This is a genomic window from Acinetobacter sp. ANC 4805, assembly GCF_022549495.1.
Lineage (GTDB): Bacteria > Pseudomonadota > Gammaproteobacteria > Pseudomonadales > Moraxellaceae > Acinetobacter.
In genome coordinates this window covers 105,294-129,972 of record NZ_JAKZGD010000008.1, presented here as the reverse complement: position 1 = coordinate 129,972, position 24,679 = coordinate 105,294, and the positions used below count along the sequence as shown (strand labels likewise).

Sequence of the window (24,679 nt, the reverse complement as noted above, 5' to 3'; positions counted from 1 at the left end):
ACTTGAGACAATATTCTGTAATTTGCACGATTGAATTTTGAAGTTTTGGAAAAAGAGACCGTTAGGGAGAGGTGATTTAATTGTGGTGCACTATATATGAATTTGCATATATATGGAAATTCATATATAAAGATTTTAAAAATTAATTAGGTTTTAATGCGATGGCAACTTCATTAGATGTGACGATTTATCACAATCCAGCATGTGGAACTTCACGTAACACATTAGCTTTGATTCGTAATGCAGGCATTGAGCCAAATGTTATTGAATACTTGATTACACCGCCTACGCGTAGTGAGTTGATTCAACTGATTCAAGATGCCAATTTAACGGTTAGAGCAGCGATTCGTAAAAATGTAGATCCTTATCGTGATCTAGAACTGGATCGTGAAGATTGGACGGATGAGCAACTAATCAGTTTTATGCTTGAGCATCCTATTTTGATTAATCGACCATTTGTGGTGACGGCGTTAGGAACTCGCTTGAGTCGTCCATCCGAAGCTGTCTTGGATATTTTGCCATTGGCACAGCAGGGTGCTTTTACTAAAGAGGATGGTGAGCAGGTGATTGATGAAAATGGAAAAAGAGTAAATTAAAAATTTAGGTTTTATATATGATGATCTGCATATTCAAATAAGCAGATGGGAAGTGAAGATGGATCGAGTTAATTTTTTTAAATGCTTATCAGATGAAACACGGCTCAATATCGTCACTTTAGTTGCCGAGCATAAAGAGTTATGCGTTTGTGATTTGACTGAGAAGTTACAACTCAGTCAACCCAAGATTTCTAGACATTTAGCTTTATTACGTTCATCAGGTTTATTGCAAGATAGGCGACAAAGCCAGTGGGTCTACTACAGCATTAATCCACAATTGCCGGCTTGGTGTCATGAACTACTCAATATCTTGGTACGTGAACAAAGCTTCGCAAGTAACCAATCCCAGCCTCTCCAAATTAAAAGTTATTGTGAGTAATACCGCATGAAATTTATTTTCCTATGTACTGGAAATAGTTGTCGCAGCATTTTGTCCGAAGTACTTTTTAACAGTCGTGCACCTGAAAATTGGAAAGCATATAGCGCAGGCAGTAAGCCTTCTGGACAGGTTCACCCATTGACGATAGAAACGCTTGAAAACTTAAGCCTTTCAACCGATGGTTTGTGGAGTAAAACCATTGATGATTGTGAACAATACCAAGCGGATGTGGTGATTACGGTCTGTGATTCTGCGGCTCAGGAAGCTTGCCCACTTTATTTAGGTGGTGCAATCAAAGCACATTGGGGCTTGGCTGATCCTTCACATTTAGATTTACCTAAACCAGAAAAATTACAAGCATTCCAAGTGACTGTAGATCATATCAACCGCCGTTTAGATGCTCTATTTGCATTGGATACCACCAGTATGTCTCGTCCTGAATTGATTGCTGCAATCAATCACATCTCAGATATTGAATGAGAACATCATGGCTCAGCAAAGATTGTCATTCTTAGATCGTAACTTAACCCTATGGATTTTTATTGCCATGGGGATGGGAATTGCGATCGGTGTGTTTTTACCTCAAGCTTCTGTTGCTTTAGACAAAATGAGTGTGGATTCCGTCAATATTCCAATTGCGATTGGTTTGATTTTGATGATGTATCCACCCTTAGCAAAGGTTGACTATGCGGCGTTGCCACAGGTATTTAAAGATAAAAAAACCTTAACTTTATCTTTGGTTCAGAACTGGATTATTGCGCCTGTTTTGATGTTTGCATTAGCGATTATTTTTCTACACAGCTATCCAGAATACATGACAGGTTTAATTCTGATTGGCTTAGCACGCTGTATTGCGATGGTTTTGGTGTGGAATGGCTTAGCCTGTGGTGATAACCAATATGTTGCGGCATTGGTTGCATTTAACAGTATTTTCCAGATTTTATTCTTTAGTAGTTATGCTTGGCTATTTCTCACTTTCTTGCCACCTTATTTTGGTATTGCAGGACAAGTCATTCATGTAGATTTTTGGACCATTACCCATGCGGTGCTGGTTTACTTGGGCATTCCTTTTTTTCTTGGTTTTATGACGCGATTGATTCTAGTGAAAGCCAAAGGTCTCGCTTGGTATCAAGATGTCTTTTTGCCGAAGATCAGTCCTTTAAGTTTGTTGGCATTACTGTTTACGATCGTTGCGATGTTTAGCCTAAAAGGTGCTGATGTCGTGAGCTTGCCTTTCGATGTGATTCGTATTGCGATTCCCTTGACCATCTACTTTATTGTGATGTTCTTCATCAGCTTTTTTATGAGTAAATGGATGGGCAATGATTACCCTAAAACCACCGCAATCTCTTTTACTGCCGCAGGTAATAACTTTGAATTGGCATTGGCTGTCGCTATTGCAACCTTTGGTTTAGCTTCACCTGTGGCATTTACCACAGTGATTGGTCCATTGGTTGAAGTGCCTGTGCTGATTGCTTTGGTCAGTGTGTCTTTATGGCTCAGAAAAAAGTATTTTAAGTCGGTGTAATTGTGATGACTCTTCCAAATGTAGATATGAATTTGCTTGATCAACCCACTTTAGAAAAAGTGCAAGCACAAGCCTTGAATCATGCACCACGTATTTTATTGCTGTACGGCTCTAACCGTGAGCGTTCGTATAGTCGTTTAGCCGTGATGGAAGCAGGGCGCATCTTGGAGCATTTTGGGGCGGAAGTAAAAATCTTTCACCCTAAAGGTTTACCCTTACCAGAAGATGCGGATATGGAACACCCAAAAGCCAAAGAATTACATGAGTTGTTAGCGTGGTCAGAGGGCATGGTGTGGTGTTCGCCTGAACGTCATGGTTCGATGAGTTCCATCTTCAAATCGCAAATTGATTGGATTCCACTGGCAGGTGGTGCGATTCGCGCAACGCAAGGTAAGACTTTGGCATTGATGCAAGTCAGTGGTGGCTCGCAGTCTTTTAATAGTGTCAATCAAATGCGTATTTTAGGACGTTGGATGCGCATGATTACCATCCCGAATCAGTCTTCAATTCCAAAAGCATTTTTAGAATTTGAAGAAGATGGTCGTATGAAAGCATCTTCTTACTATGATCGTATCGTGGATGTGATGGAAGAACTGTATAAATTCACACTATTGACGCGAGGGCAGAGTCAGTATTTCACCGACCGTTATTCTGAACGTAAAGAATCGGCTGAAGCGTTATCGAAGCGTGTCAATCAACGCAATTTATAATGTCTAGTTATACTTTAAGTCAGAAAAAAATAGCCTCATCATGAGGCTATTTTTTTCATTAAAATCCATCGTTTAACGATGGACTTTTTAGGTCTTAGTATTTGAAGTTAATTGATAATACTGCACTACGTCCTTCTGCTTCAGTTGCATAGTGTGATTGATAAGCTTTAGTGAAATAACGTTTATCAGATAAATTATTTACATTTAACTGTAAATCAACATTCTTGTTTACGTTATAACGTGCCATTGCATCATAGCGCACATAACCAGACACATATTTAGTATTTGCTGTATCACCATAAACTTTATCCATACCTAATGCACCAGCACCTAGGCTTAGTTGAGGTGATACTTTATAAGTTGTCCACAGCGTAGCGCTATTTTTTGGAACGTTTGGTAATTGTTTGCCTTGAGCTGGGTTTGGATAAGTACATACACCAGTACGGGTGCATGATGGGCCTGGATTGGTCATTTCACTGTCTAAATAAGAATATCCAGCAGTAATGTCCCATTTGTCAGTGATTTTACCAGTTGCGGTAAGTTCAATACCATCAACTTTACTTTCACCACCATTCGTATAAGTACCAGCATCAAGTTGAATACGTGTATTTTGCTTTTCGGTACGGAATATTGCAGCTGTCAGGTTTAAACGATCACTGAGAAGATCCCATTTCGTTCCTAATTCAATGGTACGTGCTTCTTCAGGCTTCAAATCCATATATGCTTGGCCAATAGCTTCAGAACCATCACCACCATCAACACCTACAGGGTTAGCTGATGTTGCATAGCTTGTATAAATAGAACCATTTTCAACAGGTTTAAAAGTGATACCAGCTTGATATGTAAAAAAGTCTTTCTTGTTTTCAATCTTCGCACCAGTTGCATTAGTTACTTGTTTGGTATCGAACTTATCCCAACGTGCGCCCAAGTCAAGTAACCATTGTGGGCTAAATTCAATATTATCTAATAAGTAGATAGATGTAACTTTAGTTGTGGTCGTTGTTGTATTACGGTTTGCAATAATAGAACCTAACCATTCATCTTTTGAGTTAGGGTTTGTTAAAGATGTACACCACGCATCATTGATTTTGCAATCACTATTAAAACCACCTGTTGTTGTTCCTGTATAACCTGGGTACTTTGTTGTATAGCTACCTTTGTCTGATTTTTGATCGCTATATTCCGCACCAGTACTAAATTTATGCTTGATTGCACCAGTATTAAATAGACCAGTTAAAGAAAGCTGATCAGTAAAAATATCAGTATCGGTAATACGTGAGTTAATGCGACGCCAAACTTTATCATTTAATACATTACCTTTAGAATCATCTGGTTGAGTCCAAAGGTAGTCATTAGTTGATTTGTTAAAAACAGCCGTATTACTTAGCGTTAGGTTGTCTGTTAAATCATGTTCTACTTTAATAGTGCCAATTTGATTTTCTTGTTTTTGGAAATCGCGACTATGTAAACCATAATAAATACCTTGTTTAACATTTACTGGTTTGCCTACTGTTGCTTTTTTTATAGCATCATAATTATAAGGTACTCCAGAGTCAGGCGTATCATCGGATTTTAAATAGTAATAGCTTAGAGTTGCTCTTGTATCACCATCTAGACCAAAGGTAATGCTTGGTGCAATACCTGCACGTTTATATTCAGCACCATCTTGTTGACCTGCTTTTTCGTTTTGATGACCCATCACAACGACACGTGCTGCGATACCATTACCGAAATCTTTATTTCCGTCTAAAGTGATACGTGCATAATTATCTGTACCCCCTGAGATCGAGCCTTCTAAAGCATCGCCTTTTTTAGCAACCTTAGAAATCATATTCACACTACCACCAACAGAACCAGCACCACCTAAAGAGGAAGCAGAACCTTTGGTGACTTCAACTTGTTCAACAGCAAACATTTCGCGGTTTTGAGAAGTTGCGTTGCGGACACCGTCTACATACATTGAACTTTCTGAGTTATAGCCACGAATAAATGGACGGTCACCATTTGGGTTACCACCTTCACCAGCACCTAAAGTAATCCCTGGAACTGTACGAAGTGCATCGCTTAAAGTCGTTACTTGGGTATCCGCAATCAATTGTTTTGAAATAACTGAAACTGATTTTGGAGTATCTAAAAGAGGAACAACAAATTTACTATTTGATGATTGGTCTACTTTTAAACCTTGTTCTTGTTGTGCTTGTGTATGAATTGTTGGGAGTTGTACTGGCTGATCTTGAGCGATGGCTGGTACTGCAATCACAGATAGTGAAGATGCAATTGCGGAAGATACTAATTTCTTACGTGATTTGATAAAAGACATAATCGTTCACTCAGATATGAGAAAAATTGTGAGAATAGTAATGATTCTTAATCCCAAATTCAATTGATAAGTCAACTATTTGTCAGATTGGTCGAAGTTAATATACAAATGTCTTAATTTATTTGAGCAGGGTGTATGCCAATATACCTGTTTTAAAAAGAAATTTAGTCTTTTTAGCTTTAGTCGGGGCGATGGTGTGGAAAAGCCCCTTTTAGCTTACAGACTGAGTTTTTGTCTCCAATGTTCAACTAAGTTTTCTGTATTACGTTGATCAGGGTGAAAGTCTTTATCGTAAAACTCAAGGTAGTGTTTACCAATCTTGGTTAAGATGCCACTTTTCTTACCCAGTAACCATTGCCAGCCATGATAAATAGAATGCCAATCAGTTTTATCATTAATTTGATGACTCAATTGGAAATAATGAATGCTATAAAAACCAAGAAAAGTAAAAGTATTCACGATCATTTCTGACAAGCGAATCCATTCATTATCAACTTGTTCTTTATATACATCGAAAGCCACTGATTTATGTTCAACTTCTTCCAAGGCATGCCATAGCCAGAGTTCTTTAACTTGTGGATGTGCACCTTCAAGTATCTCAGGGTGTAGCAAAATCATTTCACCAAACATTGCAGTGAAATGCTCTAAAGCAACAGTTTTCGCAAGTTGTCTTTCAGGAGAGATATGTCTAGCGTACCAATCTAGAAAATTCTTAACTAGAACCTCAATAGATCGAGTCGGCATTCCAGCATGGGTCATGAGCGTATTCAAAGCATCATGTTCATAGCCATGATGAGCTTCTTGACCAATGAAACCACGAACATCTGCTTGTAATTCAGCATTTTTAATCATGGGTTGGAAATATCTCAGGCTGCGAATAAAAAAACGTTCGCCTTCTGGGAGTGTGGCTGAAAAAGCAGTCATTAAAATACTTTTAAACTGATCACCTGCAAACCAGTAGCGTGGAATATCTGCTGCAAATTGGAAGTTCATCCGTCTCGGAATCACTTTACTTGATTTTAAGCTACTCATTTTTATTCTCCATTTTGATCTTTTATATTGTTGAGTCTGCCTTAGTTAGAAGTTGTTGAATTCTTTGCTGTAATTGTTCCATTGTTTTTATGGATTCGAAGTCTGAGGCACTGATCACTAGTTCTAATGATTTATTTGGCGTTTTAAAAAATATGGCAGGTAAGTCAGCTTCTAGGTTTCCATAAGCTTTGATAAAGGTGTCTCTATGAAAGTATTCAGCTTGAATGTTTAGCTCATGAATAAAATTCTTCCAATCTTTACTTTGGCGTACACCATCATAAACAATCGCACAGAGCTGACATTCGTAAGTTTCAGGAGAAACGGCTTTGTGCATCAAATGCATTAAACCATTGATCAAACCACTGTCACCATTATAAACAAAGACTAAAGGTTGCATTTTTTGATCCCATAATTGAATTAGTACATGATGTGGACTAAAATAGAATTGAAAATGAAATTTGTCAACACTATGTACTAATTTCTAGATTAAGGGAGTCTCTCTTGGATTTAATGAATAACGGTCTACCTCCATCTGCAACTTTACTCATGTTGAAAGCAACCTGTGATGTAAAGAGGATCGGGGAAAAAATTTCTTTACAACGCTGTAAGGTCAAATCTTTGCCCTTTGCTTTTTTTGCATCACTAATGTCAGGACCCTGCACACTGACTCAAATCGCAAAGACTTTGGAATGCTCCAAACAAGAAGCTAGTCGGTTGTTAAAAAGAGCAGATGAAAATGGTTGGGTTGAGGTTGAGAACTCGGAACAAGATCGGCGAGAAAAACAAGTTTCACTCTCTGATACAGGCATGTCATTGTTTGGCATTGGTGTAGAAGTTCATCAAACCATTGAACAAAAATTAGAAGAATGTTTAGGGCACGATGAATATCAAATATTGAATCGATTATTAGGTCAAGCTGTTGAATGTCTTTCAAAAATTGAGAAGGATTTAAAATGAGCAATAATTATTGGGAAGATGTTTATCAATCGAAGCAGCCTGATCAAGTGAGTTGGTATCAGCAGCAGGCTGAAAAAACACTGGAATTGATTCGGTCTCAGAATTTATCACTGGATGCAGAGCTGATTGATGTTGGAAGTGGTGCATCACTGTTAATTGATCAGCTGATTGAGGCAGGTTATAAAAATCTATATGTGCTTGATTTATCTGAGACTGCATTAAAGACAACACAAGCAAGATTGATTGATAAAGGGTTGGATGCTCGTCATATTCAATGGCAAGTTGCTGATATTTGTACCGTGGAATTAGAAGCTCAACGCTTTGATTTATGGCATGATCGAGCTGTATTTCATTTTATGGTGAAAGAGGAACAACAAGCACAATATTTACAAAATGTACGTCATGCATTGAAGCCAAATGGGGTGTTGATCATATCTACTTTTGCTGAAGATGGCCCAACACAATGTAGTGGTTTGCCTGTAGAGCGTTACAGTGTTGAAAAGTTAGCACAGAGACTCGGAAAAGGCTTTAAGCTCATCGAGTCTGCTACCGAAATTCATACAACACCATGGGGTTCTGAACAGAAGTTTCTGAATACTCAGTGGTTATTACTGCAATAAAACATGGTTAAGCGTCTGTGAAGGGGTGGTATATTCCATAATGATAAAAAGGTGATATAGGTGTATTTAAAATCACCGTAGTGACCACAGAAGATATTCCAGCAACTGTGGTCAGCTGGCGCACGTCTCAATGCTGCATTCAGTGGTATCTTGTTGAATGGCAATAGATATTTTTAGTGTGTGTATATGATAAGTACGTATTACATACACATTGAACGCTGAATAATAGATGAGATTTTTAATAGGATTACATTACTTCGTGAATTTCATGATAGGTCGTGGTCAGGTGATACTGATTTCGACCATTACTTTTCGCGATGTATAGTGCGTGATCTGCTTGTGCAATAAATTCTGAAAGGTTGTCATTTAAATGAGGAATCGTGGTTGCAACGCCAACACTTACAGTGACATGCTTTGAGACATTACTTTGAGGATGAATAATTCCAATATTTCGTATCAATTCCATCAAGCGTTGTGCTTGTATCAAAGCTTGATCTTGATTTGTCATCGCAAATAACAGTAAAAATTCTTCGCCACCATAACGAGCTGCAAGATCATCACTACGTGAGGAAATTGAGCTTAGAAGAATAGAAATTCGCTTTAAACATTGGTCACCTTGGAGATGTCCTAAGCTATCGTTATATAACTTAAAGTAATCAATATCAATCATCATAATTGTAATGGGTGTTTGATGACGCATTGCACGATTCCATTCAATCTCAAGTACTTCATCTAGGTAGCGTCGATTTGCTAGACCTGTTAACGGATCTTGATGCGATAGAATAGAAAGCTGTTGTGCTTGGCGCATGAGTTCGAGTCGGTTTAACTCGATCATACAATTTTGCAAATAGTTTTCTCGATGTTGCCGATCTATGGCATAAGCCAATGCCATGCCAAGGAAACTACTAAAAGTATAAGTTCGATTTAAAAAAATCCAATCAATAGAACCATTCAGCCATGTGCTGATAACGATACCAATTAAACCACCACACCAACCTGCAATCATAGCAGTATAAAATTTCATCCCCACAAAACCATAAATGATTACAACGGCATACATCATTGCCGCATGAAACAATACATTATTTTGACCGTGATCTAAGACATTGATTAATGTGAAAGTAAGCGCAACAGCAGCCATTGACCCGAAACCAACATAATGGTCAAACCATTTATTCATTGTCGGGATAAAAGCAAGAAACCATGCGATAGCAATGATAATGCCAACCCAACCATAAAAAGCGATCCATTCTGCACGCACTGTGGTTGGTAATGCTTGGTATGTACCAAAGCTTAAATATGAATAGAGTCCTAAAATGATGGGGGCACGATAACGAAATTCATGAGCAGCACCATTTCTATATTGATCTTTATAGATGGCTTCTAATTCTTTTGGAAATTGAACTAAATTGAGACCACGAGAAATCAATAGATCATTTTGTTTTAATCTCAATAGCGTAGATGCTTTTAATTTCATTTTTTCACTGCCCCAATATTTTTATCATAAACAGGGATTGCTCATCTACTAAGTTACACCTAATTGCGCAAAGTGTGAATTGCATTACGATGAAGTGATATTTTTTTGACTTATTACGAATTTTTAAATCGTTCTATTTAGCTTAATTTTGATTGCTCAGAAGTGGTTATTCGAGTTGCTTCATATCGTTGAAGCTATACTAGAAAAGCATAGTTGGGGATATGTAAAGTATAACTGGGCTGAACAGTGGATAACTTAGGACATATCAACAATCCATAAAACACAACTTATAAATCTGCTACAATTGCGCCAATTTTGAATTATCACTTTTTCAGTTAAGGTACATATTAAGAAATGTGTACATAACTGCGTACATATTGAAGATTGTTTCTCATGTTTAAAGATGAATTAGCGGCACAAGTTGCCCAACGACGTACCTTTGCGATCATTTCCCACCCCGATGCGGGTAAAACCACCATGACAGAAAAACTTTTGTTATGGGGTAAAGCGATTCAGGTTGCGGGGATGGTAAAAAGCCGTAAGTCTGATCGCGCGGCAACATCTGACTGGATGGAAATGGAAAAAGAACGTGGTATTTCGATTACAACGTCAGTTATGCAATTTCCATATAAAAAGCACACCATTAATCTTCTTGATACACCGGGACATGAAGATTTCTCGGAAGATACTTATCGTACTTTAACGGCGGTCGATTCTGCACTGATGGTGATTGATGGTGCAAAAGGTGTTGAAGAACGTACCATTAAATTGATGGAAGTGTGTCGTATGCGCGATACACCGATCATTTCATTCGTCAACAAAATGGACCGCGAAATTCGCGAGCCATTAGAGTTGCTCGATGAAATTGAAAATGTCTTGAATATTCGCTGTGTTCCACTCACATGGCCGCTCGGTATGGGGCGTGACTTTGCAGGCGTATATCATTTACTTGAGAATAAACTTTATGTTTATAAAGCGGGCTTCGGTTCAACCATTACCGATATTGAAGTGCGTGATGGCTATGATCATGCCGATATTCGTGAAAAAGTGGGTGAATTAGCTTGGGCATCTTTTGAAGAATCACTTGAACTCGTACAAATGGCAAATGAGCCACTTGACCGTGAGTTGTTCTTACAAGGTAAACAAACGCCTGTACTGTTTGGTACAGCATTGGGTAACTTCGCCGTTGATCACGTGCTTGATGCATTTATCAACTGGGCACCAGAACCTAAAGCGCATCCAACTCAAGAACGTATCGTAGATGCCAATGAAGAAGGTTTCACAGGTTTTGTATTTAAGATTCAAGCCAATATGGATCCTAAACACCGTGACCGTATTGCCTTTATGCGTATTTGCTCAGGTAAATATGAAAAAGGTTTGAAAATGAATCATGTGCGTATTGGTAAAGATGTACGTATTAGTGATGCATTAACTTTCCTTGCAGGCGAGCGTGAGCATCTCGAAGAAGCGTGGCCAGGCGACATCATTGGTCTGCATAACCACGGTACAATCCAGATCGGAGATACGTTCACCAGTGGTGAAAAATTACATTTCACGGGGATTCCACACTTTGCTCCTGAAATGTTCCGCCGTGTGCGTTTACGTGATCCTTTGAAATCTAAGCAATTACAAAAAGGTCTGAAAGAGTTATCTGAAGAAGGTGCAACTCAGGTATTCATGCCACAAATGAGTAACGATCTCATTGTCGGTGCGGTAGGGGTGCTACAGTTTGATGTGGTCGCTTATCGTTTGAAAGAAGAATACAAAGTCGACTGTATTTATGAGCCAGTGAGTGTGCATACTGTACGTTGGGTGCATTGTGATGATGAAAAGATTTTCAATGAATTTAAGAAAAAAGCACATGATCAATTGTCTGTTGATGGTGGTGGTCACTTAACGTATTTAGCACCAAGCCGTGTAAACTTGCAGTTGATGCAAGAGCGCTGGCCTGATATTCAGTTCCGTAACACACGCGAACACTAGAATCTCCCTTGCGGAGCTTTAACGCTCCTCACCCATCTTTATAAAAGAGGGACTTTTTCATGAGTTCTATCATTATTTAGATTCGTGATGCTCCTCCCTTTTATAAAGGGTGAGCTGCGATTGTAGCAGCGTAAGGGAGGGATTAAAATAAAGGATGATGAGATGAACACTTTAAGACCACTTTTTGCTGTCAGTATAATGATTGGAATGTTGGCTTTAACTGCTTGTGATCATCCTAAGCAAAAGGACAATAATTCAGAAAAATCAGCAACCGAGCAGAGCGCACACGCTGAAAAAGCAGAGGTTTTACCCTACCTCAATATGCAAGAAGCTAAGGCTGATTACGCATTACCATTCTGTGAAAAGAAGAACTGTATTGATGTGGATATTCAAACCATTAAGACCCAAGATGAATGGTTAAATGGTTGGATTGCAAAAAATCAGGCCAATGTCATACAACAGCAGATTGAGCAGAATAAAAATCTAACACTTCAACAAGCAGTGAATGCCTATGTGAAAAAGTCTGATGAATGGCAAGATAAATATTCAAGAAATAAAGCGTATGAGTTGCATGTCAGTACACGCATTGCATCACAGCGCAATCAATATATTTTGTTGCAAGTTGGTGTCGATGCCCAACAAGAAGATATTGCGGTTAAAGACCGTTTCTATTTCTTTGTGGCAGATCGTAAGTTACAGAAGAACCTTACCATGCTTGATGTCATACAAAAAAATCAGCAAAATGTCTTGAATGATATTATCCAAACGCATTATCAACAGTGGATTGAGAAGCAATCTTCGGAAGTTAAAAAACAAGTACCGAAAAAATTGTATTGGGGGCAAGCAGACTGGTTCTTTGATGGTGAAGGAATTGGTTTACATTATCGTGCCAATGAAATCAGTAAAGATGCGCCACAGTTGGATATTTATTTAACAATCGAGCAAAGTAAACAAATCTTACAACCTGAAATTTATCAACAAATGTTTTAGTCTGTGTAAGGCAAAGTTTCCTGAATTTCGTATAGAAATTGCATGTGCTTGTAGCGGTTTTGCATTAAGTTCGATAGCATCTAAAAATCTTGTGTAATAACAATGCGTATGGGTTTCAGATGAAAACATTTTATAAATATAGCATTCTTGCTTGTGCCATTTTACTTACAGCATGCCAACCGAAATCAGAACCTAAAACGCCAGAGGATAAACCACAAGACCCACCTGTTGTACAGCCAACCGAACCCACTTTACGTGGCGAAACTGTCAAATTACAAGTGACGCTGCCTGAGTGTAAGGGCAATACTTGCCCTGATTTTACCGTTGAACGTTTGCAAACCAATTTCCCATTTATTGATCAATTATTGGATCAGCAGATTCTAGATCAACTCAGTAAAATACTCGATGTGGTTGGTGCTGATGATTCGGTTGTATCAACCCCACAGACCAATGAACAAAAGCAAAGTTTAGATATCCAAGCTCAACGATATGCCAATTCATTTATAAAGATTGATGAAGAGCTGAAGGCTTTGAGCAGTAGTCATCAAATCAGTTTGATGATTAAGCCAAAGATTTTACAACCGAAAGGCAAGCTCGCAACTGTGGTATTGAATAGCAGTAGTTATCTTGGAGGAGCGCATGGTTCAACGTCGCAACGTTACTATAACTTTGATTTAGCACATCAGAAGCAGGTGCAATTGCATGATCTATTGTTGCCAAAACAAAAGGCAAAATTGGATAAGTTGGCACATGATGCGTTTAAAGTCTGGATTGTTGATGCCAAGCTTGCGAATAATCCTGAAGAATATGAACAGGCATGGCAGTTCCAAGTGACCGATAACTTTTTATTGGGAGAGCAAGGTCTAATTCTACAATATGGTGAATATGAAATAGGTCCATATGTGGTGGGCTTACCGCGGTTGGTGATTCCATTTAGTGAATTACAAGGCGTGTTAAAGCCTGAGTATTTGCCAAAAGTGGATATCGCAGCAGCGTCTACACCTGTTGCAACTGATACCCGTAAAAGTTAATGCAATTATTTGATACTCATACTCATTTTGATGTTGCCGATTTTGATGCTGATCGGCAACAATTGGCTTTACACGCCAAGCGAGTAGGGGTCGATGCACTGGTCTTAATTGGTTTCTTGGAATCGAGATTTGATGAACTCATCCAGACGCATCAGCAATTACAACATTGGGAAAATGTCCCTCAGTCTTATCTTGCACCAGGTTTACATCCTTTTTATATCGAACAGCATCAACAGGTACATTTACAGCGGCTTGAGCAGATATTGCAACAACATGATTGTGTGGCGGTGGGTGAAATTGGTTTAGATACTTTTTTAAAACAACATAAGCAGTCCGAACTTTTCGCTAAACAGCAGTATTATTTTATTGAGCAACTGGAACTTGCCAAGCAATATCAAAAACCTGTGTTATTGCATATCCGCAAAGCACATGCAGAAAGCATTGCCATTTTAAAAGCGCAAAAGTTTAAATTAGGTGGTATCGCCCATGCTTTTAGTGGTGGCGTAGAAGAAGCCAAAGCACTGATCAAGCTAGGTTTTAAAATTGGGGTCACAGGACAAATTACCAATCCGAATGCCAAAAAACTGCATCAAGTGGTGCAAGTTATAGGCAGTGAAAATTTGGTGATTGAAACAGATTGTCCTGATATGACGCCGTTGTGTTGTCAAACTTCGACTGAGCATCGCACCAGAAATACACCTGTGAATTTGCCTTATGTATTACAAGATTTAAGCCAAGTTCTTAATATAGAATCTGAAAGCTTGGCTCAAAAGTTATGGGAAAATAGTATTCAAGCCTTAAGTTTATTCGTTAATCATAGGGATATTTAAGATGAGTTGCTAAATCCTCGGTATTAAAAATAGTCTCTAATAGATCCATTCTTTGTTTAAAATTTAGGATTTCATTTTGATAACGAGTATTTTTCCATAGTGGGAATTGCTTTTTCAAATTGTTCGCAACACAGTAATCACCTACCATGTTTAAAGCCAGACTGATAAATAAATTGCGTATATCAATTGCTTTTTGCGTAAAATCATCCAGCACTAAATAGTTCAATGCCTGATGACGCATTTCATCAATCATATGAATCAACCATTCTTTGGCTTCTCTAGATGTTTGAGATTGTATTTCTGGAATTCGAATAAAAGTTTGATTTAAATCTGAAATAAATCCTTGATTGGCAATAACTTGTCTATATTGTGCTTCGATATTTAAAAATTCTGGGCTTTTGGATTCAGGAATGAAAAATTTGGAAATATTTTCACATGGCGTTTGCAGAGTTTTATTCAGTTCATCAAATTTTTCGGGGTGGGCTGCAAAATAAATTTCATTTCCGCCCCAACCCTCATTATCGCCAAGACTATAAATAACCTTATTTGTTATATTAAAATGTTGTAATATTTGATGAAATACAGCCATGATGGATGGTTGATTCACCCAATCTCTGCCCATAAAATCATAAATAAAAAAATGATAATATTTTTCATTATATTGGAAATAGAAATCTTTAATACTTTGCCATTCTAATTGAGGGTTAACTTGATTGAAATGAATAATTTGGTCGCTTGGAATATTCGATAAATCTGCATCATTCCAAAACCATTTAACTTTATACGGGAAAAAGTTATTGAATAATGCTATATAGAATGGTTCATCACCTCTAGGATTGTACATTAAAAAATTTTCGGCTTCATTGTCTGGAAATAAAGCATTAGGAAGGACAGGATAATCAGGGTTAAATACTTTATTTGAAGGAATGGCTTCGGCATCAATCAGCATTTGAAAGATTTGTTCTGATGTTAAACCTTGTTTTTGCCATTTTAAAGCACATTTTTCCCATTTGCCTAATAAATCAAAATATGAGTCAGGTACATTAAAATCTAATGAATGAATTATCTCAGTAAGTTCTTTATGCAGATGTTTTTGTTCGCTAAAGTGGTCTATACATTTTTCTAAACCATCCAATAATGTGTGTTCTAATTGTTGGTGTTGGAGTGAGTTTAAATCATAAGATTTTAATACATGAGCTAAATATCCAATCGGAGCTGCATTGACATAATCATTAGCATCAACTTTAAGCATCCGTTGAAACATTGCAGCAATTGCATCAATGACAGAGCTAATAATCTTTTGTTGTATTTCAATTTCTTTACTATAATTATGTAAAGGTTTACAGGCTTCGTAGCACCATTGAGTGCTTTGTAATGCCAATAAAGTTTCATCTAAACTAAAAAAATCGGTTTGTTTAAATAAATCATAACTATAGACGAAACCGTTATTACTCGAACAACTGCCCCAACGTTGATTTAATGGCAGAGTGAGTAAATTATGGGTGAGCTCTTGCTTGAGAGGATGCTGTTGTTGGAAAGTTAAGAAATATACTAAAATTGATTCAAAACGAATCGCAATATGTAAATTTTTATTTTCAATAATTTGATTTAAAAGCTCTTTGGTTTTTGTATTTGGTAAATAACGTAAAAAATCAATATAACCTTCGATTGTATTGGCTTGATGATTTTGTAGTGCATGAAGATAAGTTTCAGTAAAATATGGCGTTGGTTCTTTTAATAAATCACTCAGTATAAGCTGCATAATCGTAGCAATTTTTTCTCTAATGTTTAAATTTTCGCTGCGTTCTGCCCAATTTTTTAGATCATGATAAATATTATAACGATAACCTTTTTTAGTAAACTCTAGTAATTTATCCAAAACTCCATAATCTTGATTATGCCAATAACTACATTGGATAAGTTGTTGGATCAGCTTGGTATTCTCTATAGTGACGTATTGACAAAGATAAGTTGGGATTTTTTGAAAACTAAAATAAAATAAGCAACAGGCATTAAATAAAGATTCAAATTCTAAAAAATAACTAGGAATATCTTGATATTTTAGATGTTGAAGTAAAACTTCTTCAAATTTCTCTAAATCCAAAATATCAGGATATTTTTTCTGAGGTTCTTTGATGTAGCTGATAAATGCACTGCGATGATCAGGTTTTTGTAAAAGTAGAAACGTTAAAATTTTGCTAATGTCTTGTTGTTGATGATGGTAGTTTTTGACTAATAAGCTATAAAATTGAAAATAAGCATAAGGAGCTTGATTATGCTCAATCCAGACTAAAAACTCAGGGTCATCAATATCAAACTCAGAAAGAAATTGATTAAATTCTTCAAGCTCAAATTCATTTTTCCAGTCAGTAAATCTTAAAAAAGATAGTTGTGATGACATTCTAAATTAATCCCGTAAGTTTTTGTTTTGTAAATTATTAATTCTGAAAATTAGCATAATAAAAATATGTAAACAAGAGATGAATAAGACAATAATCTCGATAAAAATAAGATAACCAAAAGGGAACAAACTCTTTTCTAAACAGGCTTACATTAAAGGAAGAACATCATAATAAATAAACTCGCCAATACTGGGAGGGTAACCTAATGGCCAGATATAGCAAAATCAATAGTTTCAATGCATTACAAACGCTCAGGGTAGGTACAAAATCCTATCAAATTTTTAATCTCCCTCAAGCCGCTCAAACACTAGGAAATATTGATCGATTGCCTAAGTCATTAAAGATTTTGCTTGAAAACTTACTTCGTTTTGAAGATCAAAAAAGTGTAAAAGTAGAGCATATTCAAGCCTTAGTCGATTGGCAAAAACACAGAAGCTCAGATCAGGAAATTCAATATCGACCTGCACGTGTATTGATGCAGGATTTCACAGGTGTTCCTGCGGTGGTTGACCTTGCTGCGATGCGTGCTGCAATGGCTCAAGTGGGGGGTGATCCAAACCGTATCAATCCCTTATCGCCAGTCGATTTGGTGATTGACCATTCTGTGATGGTTGATCACTTTGCAGATGAAAATGCTTTTGCTGAAAATGTTGAAATTGAAATGCAGCGTAATGGTGAGCGCTATCAATTTTTACGTTGGGGACAATCAGCATTTAATAACTTTAGTGTTGTTCCACCCGGTACGGGGATTTGCCACCAAGTCAATTTAGAGTATCTGGCTCAAGCGGTATGGCTAGGCGAAGATGAGGGACAAACTTTTGCTTTCCCTGATACATTGGTGGGAACAGACTCACACACCACCATGATCAATGGATTGGGTGTATTGGGCTGGGGTGTCGGAGGGATTGAAGCAGAAGCGGCAATGCTTGGGCAGCCAGTGTCGATGCTGATTCCTGAAGTGATTGGTTTCAAATTGACAGGAAAACTCAATGAAGGGATTACCGCAACAGATCTAGTGTTAACCATTACTCAGATGTTACGTCAAAAAGGTGTGGTTGGTAAATTTGTCGAATTCTACGGTGATGGTTTGGCGGATTTACCTTTAGCTGACCGTGCCACCATAGCCAATATGGCGCCAGAATACGGTGCAACCTGTGGTTTCTTCCCGATTGATGAAGTAACTTTGGCATATTTGGTACTGACAGGTCGCCAACAAGATCGAATTGATTTGGTCGAAGCCTATAGTAAAGCGCAGGGCCTATGGCGTAATGCAGGCGATGAACCCGTTTTTACTGATACACTGAGCTTGGATATGACGACTGTTCAGGCAAGTTTGGCAGGCCCTAAACGTCCACAAGATCGTGTTTTGTTGTCAGATGTTCCTAAAACTTTTCATGCATTGATGGAACTAACGCTAAAGCCCGCCAAAGAGGCGAAAGAGCGTTTGGAAAATGAAGGCGGCGGCACAGCGGTCGAAGTCAAAACAGCAAACTTATCCAATCAAAGCCCTTCCTGTATGATTGATGGAAAATCTTATCCACTCCATGATGGTGATGTGGTGATTTCTGCGATTACCTCATGTACCAATACGTCTAACCCGAGTGTGATGTTAGCCGCAGGACTCCTCGCTAAGAAAGCGATTGAAAAAGGTCTACAGCGTAAACCGTGGGTGAAAAGTTCGCTTGCCCCTGGTTCTAAAGTGGTGACCGATTATTTGGCTGCGGCAGGTTTAACGCTGTATTTGGATGAGTTGGGTTATAACCTTGTCGGTTATGGCTGTACCACATGTATTGGTAACTCTGGGCCTCTGCCTGAACCGATTGAAGAAGCGATTCAGTGCCATGACCTGAATGTAGCTTCAGTTCTTTCAGGTAATCGTAATTTTGAAGGGCGTGTTCATCCTTTAGTGAAAACTAACTGGTTGGCTTCACCACCTTTGGTGGTGGCTTATGGTTTGACAGGCAATATCCGTACAGATTTAACGACGCAACCGATTGGTCTAGGGAAGGATGGGCAAGCGGTCTATTTGAAAGATATTTGGCCAAGTCAGGCGGAAATTGATCATGCGCTACAGCGTGTAAATACAGCGATGTTCCATAAAGAGTACGCAGCAGTATTTGATGGTGATGCAGCATGGCAGGCGATTCAGATTCCTCAAAGTCAGACCTATGCTTGGCAAGATCATTCGACCTATATTCGTCATCCTCCGTTTTTTGAAAACATTAGCCAGCCACCGAAACCGATTCGTAATATTGAACAAGCACGTATTTTGGCTGTGCTTGGAGATTCAGTGACTACCGATCATATTTCTCCTGCGGGTAATATCAAGAAAGATAGTCCTGCTGGACGCTATCTACAAGAACAAGGCGTTGAAGCCAAAGATTTCAACTCTTATGGATCTCGACGTGGCAACCATGAAGTGATGATGCGAGGAACTTTTGCCAATATCCGCATTAAGAATGAAATGTTGGGCGGCGAAGAAGGTGGAAACACGATCTATATTCCAACAGGAGAAAAGTTGCCGATTTATGATGCTTCTATGCTTTATCAGCAGCAACAAACGCCATTAATTATTATTGCGGGTAAGGAATATGGCACTGGGTCATCCCGTGATTGGGCTGCCAAAGGCACGAATTTATTGGGTGTAAAAGCAGTGATTGCCGAAAGTTTTGAACGAATTCACCGTTCCAATCTGGTCGGTATGGGGGTATTGCCATTGCAGTTTGTGGATGGGCAAAGTCGCCAATCCTTAAATTTAACAGGTCGTGAAGTGCTCTCAATTCATGGATTGTCCGATGATATTCAACCGCATCAAGGTTTGGATATTGACGTATTGCGAGAGGATGGCAGCCAAGGCCAGTTTAAAGTGTTGTGCCGAATCGATACTTTGAACGAGGTCGAATATTTTAAAGCAGGTGGTATTTTGCATTATGTACTGCGTCATTTAATTGCGGCTTGATATAAATCGAATGCAGCCCTGTAGGCAGCAGGGCTTTATTCTTGTTGGGATGAAATCTATCAGCCTACATTCAATCCAAGGACATATTCAGGTAAAATAAACACGATTTTACCAATTTTAGATGTACGCATGACTGATCTCCAAAATGATGAATATGACCGCCGTTTTGCAGGTGTTGCCAAAATTTATGGAGAAACTTCATTTGTACATTATGAGCAAAGTCATGTCATGGTGATTGGGATTGGTGGTGTTGGAAGCTGGGCAGTTGAAGCATTAGCACGTACAGGCATCGGTGAATTAACACTGGTTGATATGGATGTGGTGGCTGCATCGAATATTAATCGTCAATTGCCTGCGATGAGTTCGACACTTGGACAAGAAAAAATCGAAGTCATGGCGGAGCGTTGTCGTCAGATCAATCCAAGAATGAAAGTGAATGTGATTGATGACTATCTCACCCCTGAAAATGTCAAAGAACTCTTAAATCCAGTTCCAACGATTATTCTAGATTGTATTGATGACGTTAAAGCTAAATTTGCTTTAATGCTGCATTGTCGTTTTAACAAAATCCCGTTGATTGTTTCGGGAGGGGCAGGTGGCAAGCTTGACCCATTGAAAATCCGTGTCGCAGATCTATCTAAAACTGAACAAGACCCGATGTTAGCAAAGCTACGTACACAGCTACGCGCCAAAGGTATTTGTAAAAAACCAAAAGAAAAGTTTGGAATTACCTGCGTGTATTCGATTGATAATCCATTTTCTAGTGCTGAGGTTTGTCCAAGTGCTGGATTACGTTGTGGTGGCTATGGTTCAGCTGTAGTGGTTACTTCAAGTTTCGCGATGGTGGCTGTAGCAGAAGTACTGAAAAAGATAGATAAAATCAGACTTAAATCCTAAACTTAATTCATTAAGCTTGCGAAGATTGTGGTGCTAAACGATAGTAGCTATAAGTCACATTTTGGTCATTATAAACATCATAGCTCGTTTGCTTAAAATCAGAAACCCATTGCGAGCCTGTAAAGCCAGCGATATGCCCATAACGGTGTTTCTTGGTACGATGAATAATATAGATGTCGCCAGGTTTTGGATTATTAAAATCAGGGGTAATTTGCTGATAACCGATCTGTTGTAAGGTGCGTCCCCAGTCTGATGCAGCAATAGGATGTTGAACAATATTTGCCCCTGCGGATTGCAAGGCAATTCTGACAAATTTAGCGCATTGTGATGAGCTACGATAAGATGCTCTACGGGTAAGTTTTTGCGAAAATTTACTGACATCAATTGAGCTTGATATTGGTAATTTAGGTGTATTTCTAGATGCCACAACCAGTTGTTGAGAAGGCATATGAATCATGCTGTGATCAATTGGGGGGACATCGTAAATCATCTAAAATCTCTATTACATCTTAAAAATAACCAAATTCATGCCAGATTCTTGGCGATGGACATGGTAAGCGATAAATCTTAAAAAAACTTAATCGCAATGTAATAACATAGCTTTTAGCGAGTCATAGATATAACTTAGCGCACAATTCATATAAAGAATTTTTTTATTTTCAAAAGCTTGAGGTTTATTTAGTTTGGGTAAAATGAATTGTAAGATTATATTTCTTTTTAGATGAAAAGTGGTCTTTCTGATGAGTTTGCTTTATCGGATGTGTCTGTTATAAATTATTGTTTATTAATGTTATAACAAAGAAATAAGTAAAAATGATACGTTCTGCCAAGCCTTCTGATATTGATGAAATTGTTGCATTAATTCAGCCATATATCATCGATTTTGTAATAAGTACTGAAGGCGAAGAAAAATTTAATCGTACAATGATCGAAAAATTACTCGAAATGCCAAGTATGCAATATTTTGTCTTTGAGAAAAATGCGCAGTTCATTGGTGTCATTGCTTATAGGCAACCAGCCCATTTAATTCACTTCTTTGTGCATCAAAATTTTCAACGACAAGGAGTGGGTAAGCAGATGTGGCAATTTGTGGAAAATAAAATCAAAGAAAATAGTTCAAGTGTCACGGTCAATTCAAGTTGTTATGCTCAAGCAATCTATGAAAAATTTGGATTTACCACCATCTCATCTGTCATTGAAAATGGTGGACTACGTTATATTCCGATGCAGAAAAGCGATCTTTAAAACATCAACTTAGTGTTGATGTTCTCTCACATAATCTTCTGTTCGTTGCATCGCCACTTGGATGTTTTGAATTGCATGTTCAATATCAGTGATGGTTTTGGCATTCCCGCCACTGAGCGCTTGACGCCATTTACGTGCACCTGGCAAGTTTTGGAATAAACCAAGAATATGGCGCGTAATAATTGAAAGTGGGGCACCTTCCGCAACACGCTGATGAATATAGGGCAGCATTTGTTGCATAATATCAAAACGATTAGGTGCTTCTAAATTCCATAATTGCCCCATTTCCGCCAATAAATAGGGATTGTGATACGCTTCACGACCAATCATCACACCATCGACATGGTGTAGATGTTGCTGTGTTTCTTCAAAGGTTTTGATTCCACCATTAATCTCAATCGTGAGCTGAGGGCGTTCTTGTTTCAAACGATAGACATCCTCATAGCGTAAAGGTGGAACTTCACGATTCTCTTTTGGCGACAAGCCTTGCAAGATAGCAATACGCGCATGCACGATAAAGTGTGTACAGCCTGTTGCAGCAACTGTATCGACAAAATGCAGCATTTCTTCATAAGACTGCATATCATCAATGCCGATACGATGCTTCACTGTCACAGGAATAGAGACTGCTTTTTGCATACTGTGAATACATTCAGCAACTAAATTAGGTTCTGCCATGAGGCATGCACCAATCTTATTATTTTGAACACGATCACTTGGACAGCCCACATTTAAATTGACTTCGTTATAGCCCCAGTCTTCCGCCATTTTTGTACAGGTGGCTAATTCTTGTGGATTTGAGCCACCTAGCTGTAAAACAATCGGGTGTTCTTGTTGATTAAAATCTAAATGGCGATTTGCGCCACCATAAATAATCGCACCTGTAGTCACCATTTCTGTATACAACACGACATTCGGATTAAATAGGCGAGCAAAAAAACGGTAGTCTTTTGTTGTCCAATCCATCATCGGGGCAACACTGATTCTCGGAGATTGAGTGTTTTCAATGTTTTTGTTAATAGTCATTAAAAATCATACCTTTAATCTATATTCTGCAACCTGCGAGAATTTGTTTGAACCTGTGTTTAGGTGGGTGAATCCGTTTGCATTTACACCAAATTTTACACCATAATAGAAAAAATAGCTTTTGGTGTAAATTATGGGTTCAATTACAGCAAGGAAAGGTGCAGATGGTAAAGTTAACTATCGTGCTGCGATTCGAATCACTCGAAAGGGCTTTCCTGCTTTTTCTGAAAGTAAAACATTTCACTCAAAGAAATTAGCTGAAAACTGGATTAAGAAACGAGAAGTCGAAATTCAAGAAAATCCTGATATTTTGCTTGGCAAAGAAAAGTTGATTGATCTGACCTTATCAGATGCCATAGATAAATATTTGGATGAAGTCGGGAGCGAGTACGGAAGGACGAAACGCTATTCTCTGCTCTTAATTAAGAAGCTACCAATTGCGCGCAATATTATCACAAAAATAAAATCAGTACATTTGGCCGAGCATGTGGCTTTAAGGAAGGGTGGAATTCCGTACCTCGATCTTGAACCTATTGCGACTAGTACACTGCAACATGAGCTTTTACATATCAGAGGTGTTCTTTCTCATGCTGCTGTTATGTGGGAAATGGATATTGATTTAAATAGCTTTGATAAAGCTACTGCTCAGTTAAGAAAAACACGTCAAATATCCTCCAGTCAAAAAAGAGACCGACTGCCTTCGAGAGATGAATTGATTGCATTGACGAAGTATTTTGCAGAACGATGGAAGCTAAATCGTTATGGCTCTAAATACCCAATGCATTTGATTATGTGGTTTGCAATTTTCTCATGCAGACGTGAAGCTGAATTAACACGATTGTATCTTCGAGATTATGACCCACATCATTCAACGTGGAAAGTGCATGATTTAAAGAATCCTAATGGTTCTAAAGGTAATCATAAGTCATTTGATGTACTTGATCCTTGTAAGGAGCTGATCAAAAGACTGAAACATTCAGAAGTTCGAGAACGGATGCTAAAGCTTGGACATAATGAAAATTTGTTATTGCCTTTGAATCCCAAAAGTTTGGGTAAAGAGTTTAGAGAAGCTTGTAAAATTTTGGGGATTAAAGATTTACGATTTCATGACTTGAGACATGAAGGCTGTACTCGATTAGCTGAACAGAGTTTTACTATTCCTGAAATTCAGAAAGTAAGTTTGCACGATTCTTGGGGGAGTTTACAGCGTTATGTATCAGTGAAAGCGAGAAGAAATATATTACAGTTGGAGGAGGTGCTACGCCTCATCGATGAAACGTAGCAAAATCTTTGGATGCCTCTGAATATTGCTTATCCAAGACAGCAGCAAGATCCTTAATGTGTACCAAAAATGGAGCACGTTTACTTTTATCTATTTTGAATACTGAGAAAGGGAATTGTTGATTATTCGCTTTTCTCAGTGCTTCGGCTTTGCTGAGGTGGGGGTAATAGTCAGAAACTACTGTCATTAGTTCAACGGTCATAGAACGATACTTTATAAAAAGTAGTTCGGTAGTATTAATTTGAAAGCAATTCATGAAGTGGTATTCCATACATAAAACTTTTTTAATTTGAATGGGTCACCTTTGAAGTAAGGCTGACCATCCCTATGTCTTAATCTTATTTTTTTGATGTAGGTCTTTATGTAATACTAATAATTAGAAATAATATTTTACTAGAGTTGTGGTATAACATAT

General features: G+C 38.1%; 23 protein-coding genes. 15 read left to right on the top strand and 8 right to left on the bottom strand.

Translation table 11 applies throughout. The features are described from left to right. Positions 1-161 precede the first annotated feature (161 nt). From arsC to arsH, 5 genes are read left to right on the top strand one after another with little or no spacing between them, the layout of a single operon-like run. Positions 162-596, top strand: coding sequence for an arsenate reductase (glutaredoxin) (gene arsC / locus MMP60_RS12210; protein ID WP_241336510.1), 435 nt, complete (start codon positions 162-164; stop codon positions 594-596). A gap of 58 nt (positions 597-654) precedes the next feature. After that, the gene (locus tag MMP60_RS12205; RefSeq protein WP_241336509.1) at positions 655-975 is read left to right on the top strand and encodes a metalloregulator ArsR/SmtB family transcription factor; all 321 of its coding nucleotides are present in this window, start codon (positions 655-657) and stop codon (positions 973-975) included. A gap of 6 nt (positions 976-981) precedes the next feature. Continuing rightward, a complete protein-coding gene (locus MMP60_RS12200; protein WP_241336508.1) occupies positions 982-1,455 on the top strand; it encodes an arsenate reductase ArsC in 474 nt (157 codons plus the stop codon). A gap of 7 nt (positions 1,456-1,462) precedes the next feature. After that, positions 1,463-2,503 (top strand): ACR3 family arsenite efflux transporter, encoded by a 1,041-nt coding sequence (gene arsB / locus MMP60_RS12195; protein ID WP_241336507.1) that lies wholly within the window; start codon positions 1,463-1,465, stop codon positions 2,501-2,503. 5 nt (positions 2,504-2,508) lie between these two features. Then, positions 2,509-3,213 (top strand): arsenical resistance protein ArsH, encoded by a 705-nt coding sequence (arsH, locus tag MMP60_RS12190; RefSeq protein WP_018677628.1) that lies wholly within the window; start codon positions 2,509-2,511, stop codon positions 3,211-3,213. Between the two features lie 94 nt (positions 3,214-3,307). Here arsH and MMP60_RS12185 read toward each other — a convergent pair whose 3' ends face one another. From MMP60_RS12185 to MMP60_RS12175, 3 genes are all read right to left on the bottom strand, one after another. Next, positions 3,308-5,533 carry a TonB-dependent siderophore receptor gene (locus MMP60_RS12185; RefSeq protein WP_241336505.1) on the bottom strand — a complete coding sequence of 742 codons (2,226 nt, stop codon included), beginning with the start codon at positions 5,531-5,533 and terminating at the stop codon, positions 3,308-3,310. Positions 5,534-5,749: 216 nt separating this feature from the next. Continuing rightward, a complete protein-coding gene (locus MMP60_RS12180; RefSeq protein WP_241336503.1) occupies positions 5,750-6,565 on the bottom strand; it encodes a metal-dependent hydrolase in 816 nt (271 codons plus the stop codon). A gap of 22 nt (positions 6,566-6,587) precedes the next feature. Next, positions 6,588-6,962, bottom strand: coding sequence for a hypothetical protein (locus tag MMP60_RS12175; RefSeq protein ID WP_241336502.1), 375 nt, complete (start codon positions 6,960-6,962; stop codon positions 6,588-6,590). A gap of 113 nt (positions 6,963-7,075) precedes the next feature. On the opposite strand from MMP60_RS12175, the gene MMP60_RS12170 reads away from it, so the two are divergent. Together MMP60_RS12170 and MMP60_RS12165 are read left to right on the top strand one after the other, a co-directional pair. Then, positions 7,076-7,522, top strand: a complete 447-nt coding sequence (locus tag MMP60_RS12170) for a MarR family winged helix-turn-helix transcriptional regulator (RefSeq protein WP_241336574.1) — start codon at positions 7,076-7,078, stop codon at positions 7,520-7,522. Further along, complete coding sequence (locus MMP60_RS12165) at positions 7,519-8,142, top strand: class I SAM-dependent methyltransferase (RefSeq protein WP_241336500.1); 624 nt, start codon at positions 7,519-7,521, stop codon at positions 8,140-8,142. The genes MMP60_RS12170 and MMP60_RS12165 overlap by 4 nt, the downstream gene beginning before the upstream one ends. Before the next feature lie 247 nt (positions 8,143-8,389). On the opposite strand, the gene MMP60_RS12160 is transcribed toward MMP60_RS12165, so the two are convergent. Continuing rightward, positions 8,390-9,619 (bottom strand): GGDEF domain-containing protein, encoded by a 1,230-nt coding sequence (locus MMP60_RS12160; protein ID WP_241336498.1) that lies wholly within the window; start codon positions 9,617-9,619, stop codon positions 8,390-8,392. Between the two features lie 393 nt (positions 9,620-10,012). Here MMP60_RS12160 and MMP60_RS12155 point away from each other — a divergent pair, with 393 nt between their 5' ends. The 4 genes from MMP60_RS12155 to MMP60_RS12140 all read left to right on the top strand — a co-directional run bounded on the left by MMP60_RS12155 (position 10,013) and on the right by MMP60_RS12140 (position 14,453). After that, a complete protein-coding gene (locus MMP60_RS12155; protein WP_241336496.1) occupies positions 10,013-11,602 on the top strand; it encodes a peptide chain release factor 3 in 1,590 nt (529 codons plus the stop codon). A gap of 162 nt (positions 11,603-11,764) precedes the next feature. Continuing rightward, a complete protein-coding gene (locus MMP60_RS12150) occupies positions 11,765-12,592 on the top strand; it encodes a hypothetical protein (protein ID WP_241336494.1) in 828 nt (275 codons plus the stop codon). A gap of 119 nt (positions 12,593-12,711) precedes the next feature. Then, complete coding sequence (locus tag MMP60_RS12145; protein ID WP_241336492.1) at positions 12,712-13,623, top strand: RsiV family protein; 912 nt, start codon at positions 12,712-12,714, stop codon at positions 13,621-13,623. Continuing rightward, positions 13,623-14,453: a TatD family hydrolase gene (locus MMP60_RS12140; RefSeq protein WP_241336490.1), complete on the top strand. Its 831-nt coding sequence runs from the start codon at positions 13,623-13,625 to the stop codon at positions 14,451-14,453. The genes MMP60_RS12145 and MMP60_RS12140 overlap by 1 nt, the downstream gene beginning before the upstream one ends. Here MMP60_RS12140 and MMP60_RS12135 read toward each other — a convergent pair. Further along, positions 14,434-16,854: a hypothetical protein gene (locus MMP60_RS12135; protein WP_241336488.1), complete on the bottom strand. Its 2,421-nt coding sequence runs from the start codon at positions 16,852-16,854 to the stop codon at positions 14,434-14,436. The genes MMP60_RS12140 and MMP60_RS12135 overlap by 20 nt on opposite strands. 206 nt (positions 16,855-17,060) lie before the next feature. Between MMP60_RS12135 and acnA the strand changes: the two genes are divergently transcribed. Both acnA and MMP60_RS12125 read left to right on the top strand, forming a co-directional pair. Next, a complete protein-coding gene (gene acnA / locus MMP60_RS12130; protein ID WP_241336486.1) occupies positions 17,061-19,814 on the top strand; it encodes an aconitate hydratase AcnA in 2,754 nt (917 codons plus the stop codon). Between the two features lie 129 nt (positions 19,815-19,943). Continuing rightward, the gene (locus tag MMP60_RS12125; RefSeq protein ID WP_241336485.1) at positions 19,944-20,711 is read left to right on the top strand and encodes a tRNA threonylcarbamoyladenosine dehydratase; all 768 of its coding nucleotides are present in this window, start codon (positions 19,944-19,946) and stop codon (positions 20,709-20,711) included. Between the two features lie 10 nt (positions 20,712-20,721). Here the strand turns inward: MMP60_RS12125 and MMP60_RS12120 are convergent, their stop codons facing one another. After that, on the bottom strand, positions 20,722-21,201 hold the full coding sequence (locus tag MMP60_RS12120; protein WP_023274532.1) for a CHAP domain-containing protein: 480 nt from the start codon (positions 21,199-21,201) through the stop codon (positions 20,722-20,724). Between the two features lie 323 nt (positions 21,202-21,524). On the opposite strand from MMP60_RS12120, the gene MMP60_RS12115 reads away from it, so the two are divergent. Beyond that, positions 21,525-21,956: a GNAT family N-acetyltransferase gene (locus tag MMP60_RS12115; protein WP_241336483.1), complete on the top strand. Its 432-nt coding sequence runs from the start codon at positions 21,525-21,527 to the stop codon at positions 21,954-21,956. A 9-nt stretch (positions 21,957-21,965) separates the two neighbouring features. Here the strand turns inward: MMP60_RS12115 and dusA are convergent, their stop codons facing one another. Then, positions 21,966-22,964 (bottom strand): tRNA dihydrouridine(20/20a) synthase DusA, encoded by a 999-nt coding sequence (dusA, locus tag MMP60_RS12110; protein WP_241336571.1) that lies wholly within the window; start codon positions 22,962-22,964, stop codon positions 21,966-21,968. Positions 22,965-23,115: 151 nt separating this feature from the next. Here dusA and MMP60_RS12105 point away from each other — a divergent pair, with 151 nt between their 5' ends. After that, a complete protein-coding gene (locus MMP60_RS12105; protein WP_241336482.1) occupies positions 23,116-24,264 on the top strand; it encodes a tyrosine-type recombinase/integrase in 1,149 nt (382 codons plus the stop codon). Here the strand turns inward: MMP60_RS12105 and MMP60_RS12100 are convergent. Next, a complete protein-coding gene (locus tag MMP60_RS12100; protein WP_004644614.1) occupies positions 24,248-24,520 on the bottom strand; it encodes a pyocin activator PrtN family protein in 273 nt (90 codons plus the stop codon). The genes MMP60_RS12105 and MMP60_RS12100 overlap by 17 nt on opposite strands. Positions 24,521-24,679: the final 159 nt, after the last annotated feature.